Source organism: Klebsiella aerogenes KCTC 2190 (assembly GCF_000215745.1).
Classification (GTDB): domain Bacteria; phylum Pseudomonadota; class Gammaproteobacteria; order Enterobacterales; family Enterobacteriaceae; genus Klebsiella; species Klebsiella aerogenes.
In genome coordinates this window covers 1,681,129-1,699,034 of record NC_015663.1, presented here as the reverse complement: position 1 = coordinate 1,699,034, position 17,906 = coordinate 1,681,129, and the positions used below count along the sequence as shown (strand labels likewise).

Annotated in this window: 11 protein-coding genes, 2 tRNA genes and 3 rRNA genes; 3 read left to right on the top strand and 13 right to left on the bottom strand. The window is 54.6% G+C overall.

Annotated features, from left to right (window positions below; all coding sequences use genetic code 11):
• Positions 1-211 precede the first annotated feature (211 nt).
• The 9 genes from rrf to pepQ all read right to left on the bottom strand — a co-directional run bounded on the left by rrf (position 212) and on the right by pepQ (position 9,745).
• Positions 212-327 (bottom strand): 5S ribosomal RNA (rrf, locus tag EAE_RS08235).
• Between the two features lie 94 nt (positions 328-421).
• Positions 422-3,326, bottom strand: a 23S ribosomal RNA gene (locus EAE_RS08230).
• 176 nt (positions 3,327-3,502) lie between these two features.
• Positions 3,503-3,578: transfer RNA gene (locus EAE_RS08225), tRNA-Ala, on the bottom strand.
• Positions 3,579-3,685: 107 nt separating this feature from the next.
• Positions 3,686-3,762: transfer RNA gene (locus EAE_RS08220), tRNA-Ile, on the bottom strand.
• Between the two features lie 71 nt (positions 3,763-3,833).
• Positions 3,834-5,373: ribosomal RNA gene (locus tag EAE_RS08215) — 16S ribosomal RNA — on the bottom strand.
• Together the 16S, 23S and 5S rRNA genes with 2 tRNA genes alongside form the textbook arrangement of a ribosomal RNA operon.
• 388 nt (positions 5,374-5,761) lie before the next feature.
• On the bottom strand, positions 5,762-6,295 hold the full coding sequence (gene hemG, locus EAE_RS08210) for a menaquinone-dependent protoporphyrinogen IX dehydrogenase (RefSeq protein WP_015368833.1): 534 nt from the start codon (positions 6,293-6,295) through the stop codon (positions 5,762-5,764).
• An 11-nt stretch (positions 6,296-6,306) separates the two neighbouring features.
• A complete protein-coding gene (trkH, locus tag EAE_RS08205; protein ID WP_015368834.1) occupies positions 6,307-7,758 on the bottom strand; it encodes a Trk system potassium transporter TrkH in 1,452 nt (483 codons plus the stop codon).
• Between the two features lie 41 nt (positions 7,759-7,799).
• A complete protein-coding gene (locus tag EAE_RS08200) occupies positions 7,800-8,414 on the bottom strand; it encodes an IMPACT family protein (protein WP_015704001.1) in 615 nt (204 codons plus the stop codon).
• Positions 8,414-9,745: a Xaa-Pro dipeptidase gene (pepQ, locus tag EAE_RS08195; RefSeq protein ID WP_015704000.1), complete on the bottom strand. Its 1,332-nt coding sequence runs from the start codon at positions 9,743-9,745 to the stop codon at positions 8,414-8,416. Before pepQ ends, EAE_RS08200 begins: the two co-directional genes overlap by 1 nt.
• A gap of 191 nt (positions 9,746-9,936) precedes the next feature.
• Between pepQ and fadB the strand changes: the two genes are divergently transcribed.
• Together fadB and fadA are read left to right on the top strand one after the other, a co-directional pair.
• Positions 9,937-12,126, top strand: coding sequence for a fatty acid oxidation complex subunit alpha FadB (gene fadB / locus EAE_RS08190; RefSeq protein WP_015703999.1), 2,190 nt, complete (start codon positions 9,937-9,939; stop codon positions 12,124-12,126).
• Between the two features lie 9 nt (positions 12,127-12,135).
• Positions 12,136-13,299: an acetyl-CoA C-acyltransferase FadA gene (gene fadA, locus EAE_RS08185; RefSeq protein WP_015703998.1), complete on the top strand. Its 1,164-nt coding sequence runs from the start codon at positions 12,136-12,138 to the stop codon at positions 13,297-13,299.
• 104 nt (positions 13,300-13,403) lie between these two features.
• On the opposite strand, the gene fre is transcribed toward fadA, so the two are convergent.
• The gene (gene fre, locus EAE_RS08180; protein WP_008807928.1) at positions 13,404-14,105 is read right to left on the bottom strand and encodes an NAD(P)H-flavin reductase; all 702 of its coding nucleotides are present in this window, start codon (positions 14,103-14,105) and stop codon (positions 13,404-13,406) included.
• A gap of 55 nt (positions 14,106-14,160) precedes the next feature.
• Positions 14,161-15,630 (bottom strand): 4-hydroxy-3-polyprenylbenzoate decarboxylase, encoded by a 1,470-nt coding sequence (gene ubiD, locus EAE_RS08175; protein ID WP_015368839.1) that lies wholly within the window; start codon positions 15,628-15,630, stop codon positions 14,161-14,163.
• A gap of 177 nt (positions 15,631-15,807) precedes the next feature.
• Here ubiD and rfaH point away from each other — a divergent pair, with 177 nt between their 5' ends.
• Positions 15,808-16,296, top strand: a complete 489-nt coding sequence (rfaH, locus tag EAE_RS08170; protein ID WP_015703997.1) for a transcription/translation regulatory transformer protein RfaH — start codon at positions 15,808-15,810, stop codon at positions 16,294-16,296.
• A gap of 8 nt (positions 16,297-16,304) precedes the next feature.
• On the opposite strand, the gene tatD is transcribed toward rfaH, so the two are convergent.
• Both tatD and tatC read right to left on the bottom strand, forming a co-directional pair.
• Entirely contained in the window at positions 16,305-17,099 is a 795-nt protein-coding gene (tatD, locus tag EAE_RS08165; protein ID WP_162184308.1) for a 3'-5' ssDNA/RNA exonuclease TatD, read from the bottom strand.
• 32 nt (positions 17,100-17,131) lie between these two features.
• Positions 17,132-17,905, bottom strand: coding sequence for a Sec-independent protein translocase subunit TatC (gene tatC / locus EAE_RS08160; RefSeq protein WP_015368842.1), 774 nt, complete (start codon positions 17,903-17,905; stop codon positions 17,132-17,134).
• Between the last annotated feature and the right edge of the window lies 1 nt (position 17,906).

Below are 17,906 nucleotides of genomic sequence, written 5' to 3'. Positions count from 1 at the left end.
TCGGGGCCGGGTTCATCTCATCATGGGCGTGAATGAAGGGTGCCGGCAGGCAGGAGCCTTTCCCGGAGGCGGTGCTGCGCACCTTTTCCGGGCTACGGGGTCTGTAGCCCCGGTAAGCGCAGCGCCACCGGGGGAGATGGCGGCGCGTCTGGCCGCAAAATACAAAAACAAAAGGCCCAGTCTTTCGACTGAGCCTTTCGTTTTATTTGATGCCTGGCAGTTCCCTACTCTCACATGGGGAGACCCCACACTACCATCGGCGCTACGGCGTTTCACTTCTGAGTTCGGCATGGGGTCAGGTGGGACCACCGCGCTATCGCCGCCAGGCAAATTCTGTTTTCAACACGTCCTCAGGACGCATCGAGTAATCTGTATCAGGCTGAAAATCGTCTCAAATCCGCCAAAACACCTTCGGCGTTGTAAGGTTAAGCCTCACGGTTCATTAGTATCGGTTAGCTCAACGTATCGCTACGCTTACACACCCGACCTATCAACGTCATCGTCTTTAACGTTCCTTCAGGAGACTTAAAGTCTCAGGGAGAACTCATCTCGGGGCAAGTTTCGTGCTTAGATGCTTTCAGCACTTATCTCTTCCGCATTTAGCTACCGGGCAATGCCATTGGCATGACAACCCGAACACCAGTGATGCGTCCACTCCGGTCCTCTCGTACTAGGAGCAGCCCCCCTCAATTCTCCAGCGCCCACGGCAGATAGGGACCGAACTGTCTCACGACGTTCTAAACCCAGCTCGCGTACCACTTTAAATGGCGAACAGCCATACCCTTGGGACCTACTTCAGCCCCAGGATGTGATGAGCCGACATCGAGGTGCCAAACACCGCCGTCGATATGAACTCTTGGGCGGTATCAGCCTGTTATCCCCGGAGTACCTTTTATCCGTTGAGCGATGGCCCTTCCATTCAGAACCACCGGATCACTATGACCTGCTTTCGCACCTGCTCGCGCCGTCACGCTCGCAGTCAAGCTAGCTTATGCCATTGCACTAACCTCCTGATGTCCGACCAGGATTAGCTAACCTTCGTGCTCCTCCGTTACTCTTTGGGAGGAGACCGCCCCAGTCAAACTACCCACCAGACACTGTCCGCAACCCCGATTAGGGGCCAACGTTAGAACATCAAACATTAAAGGGTGGTATTTCAAGGTTGGCTCCACGCAGACTGGCGTCCACGCTTCAAAGCCTCCCACCTATCCTACACATCAAGGCTCAATGTTCAGTGTCAAGCTATAGTAAAGGTTCACGGGGTCTTTCCGTCTTGCCGCGGGTACACTGCATCTTCACAGCGAGTTCAATTTCACTGAGTCTCGGGTGGAGACAGCCTGGCCATCATTACGCCATTCGTGCAGGTCGGAACTTACCCGACAAGGAATTTCGCTACCTTAGGACCGTTATAGTTACGGCCGCCGTTTACCGGGGCTTCGATCAAGAGCTTCTCCTTACGGATAACCCCATCAATTAACCTTCCGGCACCGGGCAGGCGTCACACCGTATACGTCCACTTTCGTGTTTGCACAGTGCTGTGTTTTTAATAAACAGTTGCAGCCAGCTGGTATCTTCGACTGATTTCAGCTCCACCCGCAGGGGCTTCACCTACATATCAGCGTGCCTTCTCCCGAAGTTACGGCACCATTTTGCCTAGTTCCTTCACCCGAGTTCTCTCAAGCGCCTTGGTATTCTCTACCTGACCACCTGTGTCGGTTTGGGGTACGATTCAATGTTACCTGATGCTTAGAGGCTTTTCCTGGAAGCAGGGCATTTGTTACTTCAGCACCGTAGTGCCTCGTCATCACACCTCAGCGTTAAAAGGTACCGGATTTACCTGGAACCTCCGCCTACATGCTTAAACCGGGACAACCGTCGCCCGGCTAACATAGCCTTCTCCGTCCCCCCTTCGCAGTAACACCAAGTACAGGAATATTAACCTGTTTCCCATCGACTACGCCTTTCGGCCTCGCCTTAGGGGTCGACTCACCCTGCCCCGATTAACGTTGGACAGGAACCCTTGGTCTTCCGGCGTGCGGGCTTTTCACCCGCATTATCGTTACTTATGTCAGCATTCGCACTTCTGATACCTCCAGCAACCCTCACAGGCCACCTTCGCAGGCTTACAGAACGCTCCCCTACCCAACAACACATAGTGTCGCTGCCGCAGCTTCGGTGCACAGTTTAGCCCCGTTACATCTTCCGCGCAGGCCGACTCGACCAGTGAGCTATTACGCTTTCTTTAAATGATGGCTGCTTCTAAGCCAACATCCTGGCTGTCTGTGCCTTCCCACATCGTTTCCCACTTAACTGTGACTTTGGGACCTTAGCTGGCGGTCTGGGTTGTTTCCCTCTTCACGACGGACGTTAGCACCCGCCGTGTGTCTCCCGTGATAACATTCTTCGGTATTCGTAGTTTGCATCGGGTTGGTAAGTCGGGATGACCCCCTAGCCGAAACAGTGCTCTACCCCCGAAGATGAATTCACGAGGCGCTACCTAAATAGCTTTCGGGGAGAACCAGCTATCTCCCGGTTTGATTGGCCTTTCACCCCCAGCCACAAGTCATCCGCTAATTTTTCAACATTAGTCGGTTCGGTCCTCCAGTTAGTGTTACCCAACCTTCAACCTGCCCATGGCTAGATCACCGGGTTTCGGGTCTATACCCTGCAACTTAACGCCCAGTTAAGACTCGGTTTCCCTGCGGCTCCCCTATACGGTTAACCTTGCTACAGAATATAAGTCGCTGACCCATTATACAAAAGGTACGCAGTCACACCATAAAGGTGCTCCCACTGCTTGTACGTACACGGTTTCAGGTTCTTTTTCACTCCCCTCGCCGGGGTTCTTTTCGCCTTTCCCTCACGGTACTGGTTCACTATCGGTCAGTCAGGAGTATTTAGCCTTGGAGGATGGTCCCCCCATATTCAGACAGGATACCACGTGTCCCGCCCTACTCTTCGAGTTCACAGCCTGTGCATTTTGGTGTACGGGACTATCACCCTGTACCGTCGGACTTTCCAGACCGTTCCACTAACACACAAGCTGATTCAGACTCTGGGCTGCTCCCCGTTCGCTCGCCGCTACTGGGGGAATCTCGGTTGATTTCTTTTCCTCGGGGTACTTAGATGTTTCAGTTCCCCCGGTTCGCCTCGTTAACCTATGTATTCAGTTAACGATAGTGCAACGAATTGCACTGGGTTTCCCCATTCGGACATCGCCGGCTGTAACGGTTCATATCACCTTACCGACGCTTTTCGCAGATTAGCACGTCCTTCATCGCCTCTGACTGCCAGGGCATCCACCGTGTACGCTTAGTCGCTTAACCTCACAACCCGAAGATGTTTCGTAAAACACCCACGTGTCGCGAAAATTTGAGAGACTCGAACACACATTGACTGTGTGTCGTTTCAATTTTCAGCTTGATCCAGATTTTTAAAGAGCAAAACTTCGCAGTGAACCTTTTCAGGTACACTCTGAAGTTTTCTGTTTTTGCAGTAAGGATGGTGGAGCTATGCGGGATCGAACCGCAGACCTCCTGCGTGCAAAGCAGGCGCTCTCCCAGCTGAGCTATAGCCCCATCGAATGAATCTCTTTTAACCTTTAATTCGTTTTCGGGCGCGGCGTGGTGAAGCGAAGCATACTGAAGTATGCGAGCTTTGCCACAACAAAGCACGAGAGCGAATTTGGTAGGCCTGAGTGGACTTGAACCACCGACCTCACCCTTATCAGGGGTGCGCTCTAACCACCTGAGCTACAAGCCTGCAGAGATTACTTACTGCTGTATTTTCATCAGACAATCTGTGTGAGCACTACAAAGGCAGGTTCTTTAAGGTAAGGAGGTGATCCAACCGCAGGTTCCCCTACGGTTACCTTGTTACGACTTCACCCCAGTCATGAATCACAAAGTGGTAAGCGCCCTCCCGAAGGTTAAGCTACCTACTTCTTTTGCAACCCACTCCCATGGTGTGACGGGCGGTGTGTACAAGGCCCGGGAACGTATTCACCGTAGCATTCTGATCTACGATTACTAGCGATTCCGACTTCATGGAGTCGAGTTGCAGACTCCAATCCGGACTACGACATACTTTATGAGGTCCGCTTGCTCTCGCGAGGTCGCTTCTCTTTGTATATGCCATTGTAGCACGTGTGTAGCCCTACTCGTAAGGGCCATGATGACTTGACGTCATCCCCACCTTCCTCCAGTTTATCACTGGCAGTCTCCTTTGAGTTCCCGGCCGGACCGCTGGCAACAAAGGATAAGGGTTGCGCTCGTTGCGGGACTTAACCCAACATTTCACAACACGAGCTGACGACAGCCATGCAGCACCTGTCTCAGAGTTCCCGAAGGCACCAAAGCATCTCTGCTAAGTTCTCTGGATGTCAAGAGTAGGTAAGGTTCTTCGCGTTGCATCGAATTAAACCACATGCTCCACCGCTTGTGCGGGCCCCCGTCAATTCATTTGAGTTTTAACCTTGCGGCCGTACTCCCCAGGCGGTCGACTTAACGCGTTAGCTCCGGAAGCCACGCCTCAAGGGCACAACCTCCAAGTCGACATCGTTTACGGCGTGGACTACCAGGGTATCTAATCCTGTTTGCTCCCCACGCTTTCGCACCTGAGCGTCAGTCTTTGTCCAGGGGGCCGCCTTCGCCACCGGTATTCCTCCAGATCTCTACGCATTTCACCGCTACACCTGGAATTCTACCCCCCTCTACAAGACTCTAGCCTGCCAGTTTCGAATGCAGTTCCCAGGTTGAGCCCGGGGATTTCACATCCGACTTGACAGACCGCCTGCGTGCGCTTTACGCCCAGTAATTCCGATTAACGCTTGCACCCTCCGTATTACCGCGGCTGCTGGCACGGAGTTAGCCGGTGCTTCTTCTGCGAGTAACGTCAATCGCCAAGGTTATTAACCTTAACGCCTTCCTCCTCGCTGAAAGTACTTTACAACCCGAAGGCCTTCTTCATACACGCGGCATGGCTGCATCAGGCTTGCGCCCATTGTGCAATATTCCCCACTGCTGCCTCCCGTAGGAGTCTGGACCGTGTCTCAGTTCCAGTGTGGCTGGTCATCCTCTCAGACCAGCTAGGGATCGTCGCCTAGGTGAGCCATTACCCCACCTACTAGCTAATCCCATCTGGGCACATCTGATGGCATGAGGCCCGAAGGTCCCCCACTTTGGTCTTGCGACGTTATGCGGTATTAGCTACCGTTTCCAGTAGTTATCCCCCTCCATCAGGCAGTTTCCCAGACATTACTCACCCGTCCGCCGCTCGTCACCCGAGAGCAAGCTCTCTGTGTTACCGCTCGACTTGCATGTGTTAGGCCTGCCGCCAGCGTTCAATCTGAGCCATGATCAAACTCTTCAATTTAAGTTTGATGCTCGTGAATTAAACTTCGTAATGAATTACGCATGTTCACTCAGAGACTTGGTATTCATTTTTCGTCCGAGGACGTTAAGAATCCATGTCACTTTGAGTGCCCACACAGATTGTCTGATAAATTGTTAAAGAGCAGTGCCGCTTCGTTTTTCGCTGCGGCGCGGGGTGTGCATATTACGCTTTCCCGCCTCAGAGTCAAGCATTTATTTTTGCTTTTCTCCGCGAGGTTCTCACCGGAACCCCGCTGACCCGGCGGCTTGTTTGCCGTTGTTCCGTGTCAGTGGTGGCGCATTATAGGGAGTAATTCTGAAGTGACAAGAGGAAATTCAAAAAAACTTTTCGTTCGCTCGATTTTCCACCATAACGCGAGTTTTACGCGCTATTTGCTCGTCATTTGCGCGATTTCTCGCGCAAATCTGGCAACCTGCGGCCAATCGGTATAAACCACTTCTTTACTGGTATCCGTTTCCCCGCCGGTCATCTTCATAATTAAGCGAATCATCATTCGATCGTACCAGCGATATCGCGGATAACGCAGCGCACCGGCAAATACCGCGCAGCTCTGCGGCTGCCACGGCGAGTTAAGGAGAAACTTGCGCGTATAGCTGTTGGTTTGCGGGGTGCGCTTTTCCGGTTTGCGCGCCACCAGGTTTACCGAGAAGAACGCCCCCGGCAACGCCTGCAGAGATGCCAGATGTTTTTTCACAAAGCGGTCCAGCGCTGGATGAAAGTGCCCGTAGCGAATAGAAGCGCCAATCACCACCCGATCGTAATGATGCCACTCAACCGTCTCGGTACGGTTCAAGTTCACAGTATCCGCATCAACCCCCAGCTCTTTGAGTTCAGAAGCCAGGTAGGAGGCAATTTCACGGGTCTGCCCATCCCGGGTGGAGAAAAGAATTAAAGTTTTCACGAGCACTCCTGTTATTCGCGCCAGAAAGTGGGAGTAAAGAGCACCAATAAGGTGAACACTTCCAGACGACCAAACAGCATGTTAGCAATCAGGATCCATTTCGCGACCGGGTTCATTGTCGCAAAGTTATCAGCAACGACCCCAAGACCAGGCCCCAGGTTGTTCAATGTCGCCACAACTGAAGCAAAGGCAGAGAAGTCATCAACCCCAGTCGCAATAATAGCCAGCATACTAATGATAAAGACCAACGCATAGGCGGAGAAGAATCCCCACACGGCTTCCAGAATACGTTCCGGTAGCGCACGGTTGCCTAGCTTAATGCTATAGACCGCATTCGGGTGCACCAGGCGCTTAAGCTCACGATTCCCCTGCTTAAACAGCAACAGGATACGAATGACCTTTAAGCCACCGCCCGTTGACCCGGCGCAGCCGCCGATAAACGCAGAGCATAGCAGCAATACCGGCAAGAACAGTGGCCAGCGCGCAATACTATCGGTAGTAAACCCAGCGGTCGTCGCCATCGACACCACCTGGAAGAACGCCTGGTTCAGCGTTGTTAACACCGAGCCGTAGACATTATGTAGCCACAATACCAGTGTACAGACGATAACCAGGGTTAGCTGAACACCGATAAACATTCTGAATTCCGGGTCACGCCAGTAAACCCGCAAACTGCGTCCACTTAATAGCGAAAAGTGCAGGCCATAGTTACAGCCGGAGATCAGCAGGAAGATGGCGATGATGGAATTAATCATCGGGCTATTAAAGTAGCCGACGCTGGCATCGTGAGTTGAGAAGCCGCCGATAGCGATGGTCGCAAAGCTATGGCCGATCGCGTCGAATGCCGGCATTCCGGCAAACCACAGCGCCAATGCGCAGGCGACGGTTAATAAGACATAAATAAGCCACAGCGTTTTTGCCGTCTCGGCAATACGCGGGCGCATTTTATTGTCTTTCAACGGGCCCGGCATTTCTGCCCGGTAGAGCTGCATCCCACCGACGCCGAGGATAGGCAAAATCGCCACCGCCAGCACGATGATCCCCATACCGCCGAACCACTGCAGCATCTGGCGATAGAACAGGATGGCATGAGGCAGTGAGTCCAGTCCCACCAGCGTCGTCGCGCCGGTAGTGGTTAAGCCGGAAAAGGATTCAAAAAAGGCATCCGTCACCGTCAGATTAGGCTGTTCAGCAAAGATAAACGGTAACGCACCGACGCTGCCCAACACGGTCCAGAACAGCACGACAATCAGAAACCCCTCGCGGGATTTCAGTTCGCCTTTTTGCTTGCGGTTCGGCCACCACAGCATGGAGCCAATCGCCAGGGCAACAAAGAAGGTTTGGGTGAAAGCTCGCCCCGCGCCATCGCGATATATCAAGGCCACTAATCCCGGGACAATCATTGTCCCCGAAAATAAGATGACCAACAGTCCAACGATTCGGGTTATCGCGCGAAAATGCATCTCTGGCGCTTCCTTTGGGTTACAAAAAAATCAGGTGGGGATTATTCGTCAATCTTCAGTAATTGCAATGAACCACGACTAAAATCAGCCAGTTTTGTCGAAAAAGAGGCCACTTCAGCTTGCGGAAGCGCGACGCGCAGTTGCACAGACGCCTGATATTCACTTTCCACAATAATGCCCGAGAACTGCGCCAGCAACGCTTCTACCCCGGCCAGCTGTCCGTATTCACATTGCAAAGTATATGCGGTTAACGGCGTCTTGCGCTGCGTTTTCAACTGCGCAAGCGCCTGATGGACACCGCCGCCATAGGCCTTCACCAGGCCGCCGGTACCCAGCAGAATACCACCGTAGTAGCGCACCACCACCGCGGTTATCTCGCCGACGCCGCTGCCCATCAGCTGCGCCAGCATGGGTTTACCTGCCGTTCCCGCCGGTTCGCCATCGTCAGAGAAACCCAGTTGCTGTGAATCATCAGGAGGCCCGGCAACCCATGCCACACAGTGGTGACGAGCGTCCGGGTGCTCAGCCCTGACCGATTCGACAAACGCTTTCGCCGCCGCCACGCCGTCGGTATGCGCCAACAGCGTGATGAAACGGCTCTTTTTGATCTCTTCAACAACGCTCACCGGCGCGGCCGGCACCAACCAACTTTCCATTACGCCAGTTTCAGGTCGCGCGTCATATTTTCGATGCTGTTTTCGTGAACCACCACGTTATCTTCGATACGAATCCCGCCAAACGGCTTCATGGCTTCAATTTTCTGCCAGTTGAAGTGCTTGCTGAACTGCCCTTCACGCCATGGCGCCAACAGCGACTCAATAAAGTAGATGCCTGGTTCGATAGTCAACACCATACGCGGTTCGAGAATACGGGTGCAGCGCAGGTAAGGATACTTCGACGGCGCCGCCAGATGCGTACCGGTATCGTCCTGCATGAAACCGGCGACATCATGAACCTGCAGGCCCAGCGGATGACCAATCCCGTGTGGCATAAACGGCCCGGTCAGATCGTTTTCCACCATCGCCTCTTCGCTCATGCCGGTCACTAGCTGGTGTTTACGCAGCAGCTTTGCGATGCGCTGATGGAACTGAATATGGTAATCAACGTAGCTGGTGCCAGCCTTCATGGTGCTAATCAGCGCCAGTTGCTCGTCGTTAACGTCTTTAATCAGCTGCGCGAAATCGTTGTCGCTGTGGCCTGCCCAGGTACGAGTCAGGTCCGCGGCATAGCCGTTGTACTCTGCGCCAGCATCCAACAGGAAGCTACGCATTTCGGTTGGCGCACGGTGATCCAGCTTGGTGTAGTGCAATACGGCCGCATGCTCATTCAGCGCCACGATATTGCTGTAAGGGACGTCGGTATCGCGATGACCGGTCGCCGTCAGGTAAGCCTGATTAATATCGAACTCGCTCATCCCCGACTGGAAAGCTTCGTGGGCCGCGCGATGGCCGTTCACCGCCGATTTCTGCGCTTCACGCATACAGGCCAGTTCATAGTCGGTTTTGTAAGCGCGATAATAGTGCAGATAGTCGATAACGCCTTTCGGGTTGATTTTGTCTGCCGCGATCTCCAGACCTAAAGCACGTTCCGGCACCGGGCCGATATACGCTATGTTGCCACGCGCCGCGGGCAGTTGACCGCCAATGCCATCGGCTTTCGGCAACGCAATAACATCCACTTCCTCAGTCCAGAAAGAGGTCGGCAGCGGCTCAACGTTGTGCCAGTAATCGACCGGCAGATAGAACCACAGTTTCGGTTTATTCACGCCATCCACCAGCAGCCAGCAGTTTGGCACCTGGGTCACCGGCACCCACGCCTTAAACTGCGGGTTAACCTTAAACGGATACGGATGATCGTCGAGGAAGACATTGATCAGCTCGCCGGAGTGGATAAGCAGAGCATCCAGCTTGAAGCGATCTAAAACTTTGCGGGTACGTTCTTGTAGGGTAACGATATGATTTTTATAAAGCGCGGCCAGTGATTCCATCTTTTATCCTTTGCTTTTATTGGATCGTGATTCTCCGCATCTTAGCACATTGGCTCCAGGCCGGGTGATTTCTACCGGATGTGATCCGACCAGCAATTATTTAAAGAGTAATTTGCATTTTCTTAACATAAATTCCACACTCCGAGTCATCTGGTATGACCAGATCATATTGCTGGATTCAGGAGACTGACATGCTCTACAAAGGCGACACCCTGTACCTCGACTGGCTGGAAGATGGCATTGCCGAACTGGTTTTCGACGCCCCCGGCTCGGTTAACAAGCTTGATACTGCAACCGTTGCCAGCCTCGGTCACGCGCTGGACGTACTCGAAAAACAAAAAGATCTCAAAGGGCTGCTGCTGCGCTCTGAAAAAGCGGCCTTTATTGTCGGCGCCGATATCACCGAATTCCTTTCTCTATTCCTGGTGCCGGAAGAACAGTTGAGCCAGTGGCTGCACTTCGCCAACAGCGTCTTCAATCGTCTGGAAGATTTACCGGTCCCTACTCTGTCAGCGGTTAACGGCTACGCGCTGGGCGGCGGCTGCGAATGCGTACTGGCGACCGACTATCGCCTCGCCACGCCGGATCTGCGCATCGGCCTGCCGGAAACCAAGTTGGGCATTATGCCTGGCTTCGGCGGTTCCGTACGTCTGCCGCGCCTGCTCGGCGCCGATAGCGCGCTGGAAATTATTGCCGCCGGTAAAGACGTCGGCGCCGATCAAGCGCTGAAAATTGGCCTCATTGACGGCATTGTTGCCGCGGAAAAACTGCATGACGGCGCGCTGGCGATTCTGCGCCAGGCGATTAATGGCGACCTGGACTGGAAAGCCAAACGTCAGCCGAAACTGGAGCCGCTGAAGCTCAGCAAAATTGAAGCCGCCATGAGCTTCACTATTGCCAAAGGTATGGTCGCGCAAACCGCCGGAAAACATTACCCGGCGCCGATCACCGCGGTAAAAACCATCGAAGCCGCCGCGCGTCTTGGCCGTGATGACGCGCTGAAGCTGGAAAACCAAAGTTTTGTTCCACTGGCGCACACTAACGAAGCGCGCGCGCTGGTCGGCATCTTCCTTAACGACCAGTACGTCAAAGCGAAAGCGAAAAAACTCACTAAAGATGTCGAGACGCCGAAGCACGCTGCCGTATTAGGCGCCGGCATTATGGGTGGCGGCATTGCTTACCAGTCAGCCTGGAAAGGCGTGCCGGTGGTGATGAAAGACATTAGCGACAAATCGCTGACCCTTGGCATGACCGAAGCGGCGAAGCTGCTGAATAAACAGTTGGAACGCGGAAAAATCGACGGCCTGAAGCTGGCCGGAGTGATTAGCACCATTCAGCCAACGCTGGAATACAGCGGTTTTGACCGCGTGGACATCGTCGTTGAAGCGGTGGTGGAAAAACCGAAAGTGAAGAAAGCGGTACTGGCGGAAACCGAAGAGAAAGTGCGTCCGGACACCGTGCTGGCTTCCAACACCTCAACGATTCCTATCAGCGAGCTGGCCAGCGTTCTGCAGCGCCCGGAGAATTTCTGCGGTATGCACTTCTTTAACCCGGTACATCGCATGCCGCTGGTTGAAGTGATCCGCGGCGAGAAAACTTCGGACAAGACCATTGCCAAAGTCGTGGCCTGGGCCAGCAAAATGGGCAAAACACCGATCGTGGTGAATGATTGCCCCGGCTTCTTCGTTAACCGCGTCCTGTTCCCCTATTTCGCAGGCTTCAGCCAGCTGCTGCGCGACGGCGCGGATTTCCGCAAAGTCGATAAAGTGATGGAAAAACAGTTTGGCTGGCCGATGGGCCCGGCCTATCTGCTGGATGTTGTCGGCATCGATACCGCGCACCATGCTCAGGCGGTAATGGCGGCGGGATTCCCACAGCGGATGCAGAAAGATTATCGCGATGCTATCGACGCGCTGTTTGACGCCAGCCGTTTCGGCCAGAAGAACGGCCTCGGTTTCTGGCGTTATAAAGAAGACAGTAAAGGTAAGCCGAAGAAAGAAGAAGATGCCGCAGTCGATAGTCTGCTGGCCGAAGTCTGCCAGCCGAAGCGCGATTTCAGCGATGAAGAGATTATCGCCCGCATGATGATCCCAATGGTTAACGAAGTTGTTCGCTGCCTGGAAGAAGGCATTATCGCCAGCCCGGCGGAAGCGGATATGGCGCTGGTATACGGCCTGGGCTTCCCTCCGTTCCACGGCGGCGCATTCCGCTGGCTGGACACCATTGGCAGCGCAAAATATCTCGATATGGCGCAGCAATACCAGCACCTCGGCCCGCTTTATGCCGTGCCGGAGGGTCTGCGTAATAAGGCCCGTCATAACGAAGCATATTATCCTCCAGTAGAACCAGCCCGTCCGGTTGGCGAACTGAAAACGGCTTAAGGAGTCACAATGGAACAGGTTGTCATTGTCGATGCAATTCGCACCCCGATGGGCCGTTCAAAGGGCGGCGCCTTTCGCAACGTGCGTGCGGAAGACCTCTCCGCACACCTGATGCGAAGCCTGCTCTCGCGTAACCCGTCCCTTGAGGCGAGCGCGATTGACGATATTTACTGGGGCTGCGTGCAACAAACGCTGGAGCAGGGTTTCAACATTGCGCGTAACGCCGCGCTGTTGGCGGAAATACCGCACTCGGTACCGGCAACAACGGTTAACCGCCTGTGCGGTTCCTCCATGCAGGCGCTGCACGATGCCGCCCGTATGATCATGACCGGCGACGCCAGCGTCTGCCTGATTGGCGGCGTTGAGCACATGGGCCATGTGCCAATGAGTCATGGTGTCGATTTCCATCCGGGCCTTAGCCGTAACGTGGCGAAAGCCGCCGGTATGATGGGGCTGACCGCGGAAATGCTGGCGCGTCTACACGGCATTAGCCGTGAAATGCAGGATCAATTCGCCGCACGTTCCCACGCTCGCGCCTGGGCGGCGACGCAATCCGGGGCATTCAAGGCGGAGATTATCCCGACCGGCGGCCACGATGCCGATGGCGTGCTGAAATCCTTTAATTATGACGAAGTGATCCGCCCGGAAACCACCGTAGAAGCGCTGGCGGCGCTGAGACCGGCTTTCGATCCGGTGACCGGCACGGTAACGGCAGGTACCTCTTCCGCGCTTTCCGACGGCGCGGCGGCAATGCTGCTGATGAGCGAAAGCCGCGCCCGCGAGCTGGGGCTGAAGCCGCGCGCTCGCGTCCGTTCAATGGCGGTGGTCGGCTGCGATCCGTCCATTATGGGTTACGGCCCGGTTCCGGCCTCAAAGCTGGCGCTGAAAAAAGCGGGATTATCCACCAGCGATATCGACGTCTTTGAAATGAATGAAGCGTTTGCCGCGCAGATCCTGCCATGTATTAAAGATCTGGGCTTAATGGAGCAGATCGACGAGAAGATCAACCTCAACGGCGGCGCGATCGCGCTCGGACATCCGCTAGGCTGTTCCGGAGCGCGTATTAGCACCACGCTGATTAACCAGATGGAACGCAAAGACGCGCAGTTCGGTCTGGCGACCATGTGTATCGGCTTAGGCCAGGGGATCGCCACCGTATTCGAGCGGATGTAGGAAAAAACTCGATGCCATTATTGCCTGCCAGCCAACAGGCAATAATGGATTAGAGGGGGTTTAGTTGCCGTTCTTCCCGCCTGTCAGGGGCGGGTTTTTTATTTTCAGATAAACGCAAACGCATCGCCAAACAGGCGATCTTCACGCGCGCCGCGCTCATTACAGAACAGATCGCGGGCAATTTTGGCCATCTCAAAACGACCGGCAATGTAAATATCATGCTCGGCCAGCGTACCGTAATCCTGCAGCACGGCGGTGAGTACCGTACCGGAGCGACCACGCCACCCTTCTTCCGGCTGCTCGACCACCGGCTCGATGCGCAGATTCGGATGCTTGATGCTTAACGCTTCCAGCTCGGCCAGATCGTACAGATGCTTAGCCTCGCGGCCGCCCCAATAAATGGCGATATCGCGATCCGGGTTACGCGCCAGCGCGGTTAACAGAATAGAACGCACATAAGAGAATCCGGTACCGCCGGCGATCAGAATCAGCGGGCGATCTTCGTCATCGCGCAGCCACGCTTCGCCATGCGGAATATCAACCTCAATTTCACGCTCTTTCAGAATGCGATCCATCACCGCCATCGCATACAGATTGAGTTCAGAAGCACCGATATGCAGCTCGATAAACTCGTGCTCTGACGGCGTGGAAGCCATAGAGAACGGACGCTTGTCGCGCTCATCCATCACTACCATCAGATACTGGCCGGCGCGGAAAGAAAATGCCGCTTCCGGTACTAATCGAACGCGATACACGGTATCGGTAATCGCCTCCACCGAGGTCACTTTACAGCTTAAGGTTGTCATGCGTCCCCTCTGTCGGGTCTATAGAGCAAAACAGCGGCGTTAGCCCCGCTTACTGTTATTTAAAGATGGCCAGTTCATCCCAGATGGCGTCGATACGCGCCGTCACCTCAGGATCTTTTTTGATTGGACGACCCCATTCACGCTGGGTTTCGCCAGGCCATTTATTTGTGGCATCCAGCCCCATTTTTGAACCCAGGCCGGAAACCGGCGAGGCAAAATCCAGATAATCTATTGGCGTATTTTCTACCAGTACCGTATCACGAGCCGGGTCCATACGGGTAGTAATCGCCCAAATCACGTCATTCCAGTCGCGCGCGTTCACGTCATCGTCGCAGACAATCACGAACTTGGTATACATGAACTGGCGCAGGAACGACCAGACGCCCATCATCACGCGCTTGGCATGGCCTGCGTACTGTTTTTTCATGGTCACCACCGCCAGGCGATAGGAACACCCTTCCGGCGGCAGATAGAAATCGACGATTTCCGGGAACTGCTTTTGCAGAATCGGCACAAAGACTTCGTTCAGCGCCACGCCCAGCACCGCGGGTTCATCCGGCGGACGACCGGTATAGGTCGAATGATAAATCGCGTCTTCGCGCTGGGTAATATGGGTCACCGTAAATACCGGGAAGCTGTCTACTTCATTGTAGTAGCCGGTATGATCGCCGTATGGCCCTTCCGGCGCCATCTCGCCGGCCTCAATGTAGCCTTCAAGCACGATTTCCGCGCTGGCCGGCACTTCAAGGTCATTGGAAACGCACTTCACCACTTCGGTCTTGGTGCCGCGCAGCAAGCCTGCGAAAGCGTATTCCGACAGGGTATCAGGAACCGGCGTCACCGCGCCCAGAATGGTAGCCGGATCGGCGCCAAGCGCCACGGAAACCGGAAAACGTTCGCCGGGATGCGCCGCGCACCACTCCTGGAAATCGAGCGCGCCGCCGCGGTGGGACAACCAACGCATGATGAGTTTATTTTTGCCGATCAGCTGCTGGCGATAAATACCCAGATTTTGCCTCTCCTTGTGCGGGCCGCGGGTCACCGTCAGCCCCCAGGTAATCAGCGGCGCGGCATCTTCCGGCCAGCAGGTCATAATCGGTATTTTGTTGAGATCGACATCATCGCCCTGGATGATTTTTTGCTGACAAGGCGCGCCGCGCAGGCGTTTGGTCGGCATATTCAACACTTGCTTGAACTGCGGCAGCTTATCAAACAGATCGCGGAAGCCTTTTGGCGGTTCCGGCTCTTTCAGAAAGGCCAATAGCTTCCCGACTTCCCGTAGCGAACTGACGTCTTCCTGGCCCATCCCCAGCGCCACACGACGCGGCGTGCCAAACAGGTTGCACAGCACCGGCATCGAGTAGCCTTTCGGGTTTTCAAACAGCAGCGCCGGGCCGCCGGCACGCAGGGTGCGGTCGGCAATTTCGGTAATTTCCAGATGCGGGTCGACCGGCAGGGTTATCCGTTTTAGCTCGCCCTGCTGCTCAAGTAATGTCAGAAAGTCGCGTAGATCGTGGTATTTCATGGAGTTATTATTGACCTCTATACAAGCGGCTGATTATACGATTTTCGCCGCAACGATGCTGTACTTTTGTTAAATAAGCGTAAATGAACAGGCTATTTACGCTTTCGCTTATAATGGTTTTCGCGATTGTTCCAGGCTTTTGTTATGCTTGCAGGTAGTAAAGCGGAAAGAGTCATTATGCAAGCCTGGTACTTACTTTATTGCAAACGTGGGCAGCTTCAGCGCGCCCAGGAACACCTTGAACGTCAGGCAGTCAATTGCCTGATGCCGACGATCGCGCTGGAAAAAATCATCCGTGGTAAACGTACTACGGTCAGCGAGCCCCTGTTCCCAAACTATCTGTTCGTCGAATTCGATCCCGAGATCATTCATACCACCACCATCAGCGCTACCCGAGGGGTGAACAGTTTCGTCCGTTTTGGCGCCCAACCGGCAGTGGTCCCTTCAGAGGTGATTCACCAGCTTTCCATCTATAAACCGGAAGGTATTACCGACCCGGAAACGCCTCATGAAGGCGACAGCGTGTTAATCACCGACGGTGCTTTTGAAGGGCTGCAGGCTATTTTCACCGAGCCCGACGGCGAAGCCCGTTCAATGCTGCTCCTCAATCTGTTGAATAAACAGGTCCTGCAAAGCGTTAAAAATACCGACTTCTATAAAATCTGACGGCGCGGTTAAAAGCGCACGCCAAACAGCTTCCTGACGTTCGCATCCGTAACCTCCTCCAGCCATTGCGTTTCCTCGCCTCGCCAGCCCGCTACGCTTGCCAGAATATGCGGCAGATAAGCGGGCTCGTTGCGCCGCGAGGAGGGCTTCGGCTTCATGTCGCGCGGCAACAGATATGGTGCGTCGGTCTCCAGCAGCAGACGTTCCGCCGGGATCGCCGGCAACAATTCACGAAGCTCCAGTCCCCGCCGCTCATCGCACACCCAACCGGTGATACCGATAAATAAACCTCTATCAAGACACTGAATCACTTCCTCGCGGCTACCGGTAAAGCAGTGCAACACGGCGCCGGGCAGTTTATTGAGCCACGGCTCCAGCAGCTCAAGAAACCGTTGATGGGCGTCGCGGCAGTGTAAAAATACCGGCATTGAGAGCTCGGCCGCCAGCGCCAGCTGGGCGCTGAATGCCTTCTCTTGTTCCTGCGGCGTTGAGAAATTACGGTTGAAATCAAGACCGCATTCGCCAATCGCCGCCACCTGCGGCTGGCGGGCCAGCGCGTGGATTTCTTCGGCCACCGACTCAGTCCAGGTGCTGCTATCGTGCGGATGTACACCCGCAGTAGACCAGCAGTTGGCGTAACGGCCAGCCATCTGCCGCGCCTGCTGGCTTTCATGCAGATTGGTGCCGGTCAGCAACATCCCATGGACACCTGCCGCCTGCGCGCGCGCAACCACCTCGTCGTGGTCGCGGGAAAACTGCGAGCTGGTGAGATTTACGCCAATATCAAACATCATAACTCCCATATGACAACCGCCCTGACGGGCGGTTGGCGTTGTTACTCTTCTTTGCTCTCCGCCTCTTCGGCGGCGGCATCTTCGTCACGCGTCAGGCGTTTACCGGTGTAGAAACGGGCAAAGAACACCCCGACTTCAAACAGGCAATACATGGGGATGGCCAACAGCGTTTGCGAGAACACATCCGGCGGCGTCAGCAACATACCGACCACGAAGGCGCCCACCAGCACGTAGGGCCGTTTTTTACGTAAATCTTCCGGCGTCGTGACGCCCATCCAGCAGAGCAGGACGATGGCGACCGGCACTTCAAACGACACGCCGAAAGCCATAAACAGCGCCATGACAAAATCGAGGTAGCTACGGATATCGGTCGAAACTAATACCCCTTCCGGCGCGGCGTGAGTCAGGAAGCCGAATGCCAGCGGGAACACGACGAAATAAGCGAAAGCCATACCGATATAAAACAGCAACGTACTGGAAACCAGCAGCGGCATGACCAGCCGACGTTCATGCTTATACAGCGCCGGCGCCACGAATGCCCATACCTGATATAGAATGACCGGCACCGACAGGATCACCGAGACCATAAAAGTCAGTTTGATCGGCGTGAAGAAAGGAGAAGCGACATCGGTGGCGATCATCGTCGCGCCTACCGGCATTTTGCTGATAAGCGGAGCGGATACCAGTTGATAGATATCATTGGCGAAGTAAACCAACGCCAGGAAGATCACCAGGATGGCAATGATGCTGTTGAGCAGGCGCTTACGCAGCTCAATCAGATGTGAAATTAACGGTTGAGTCTCGTCTACGCCCATT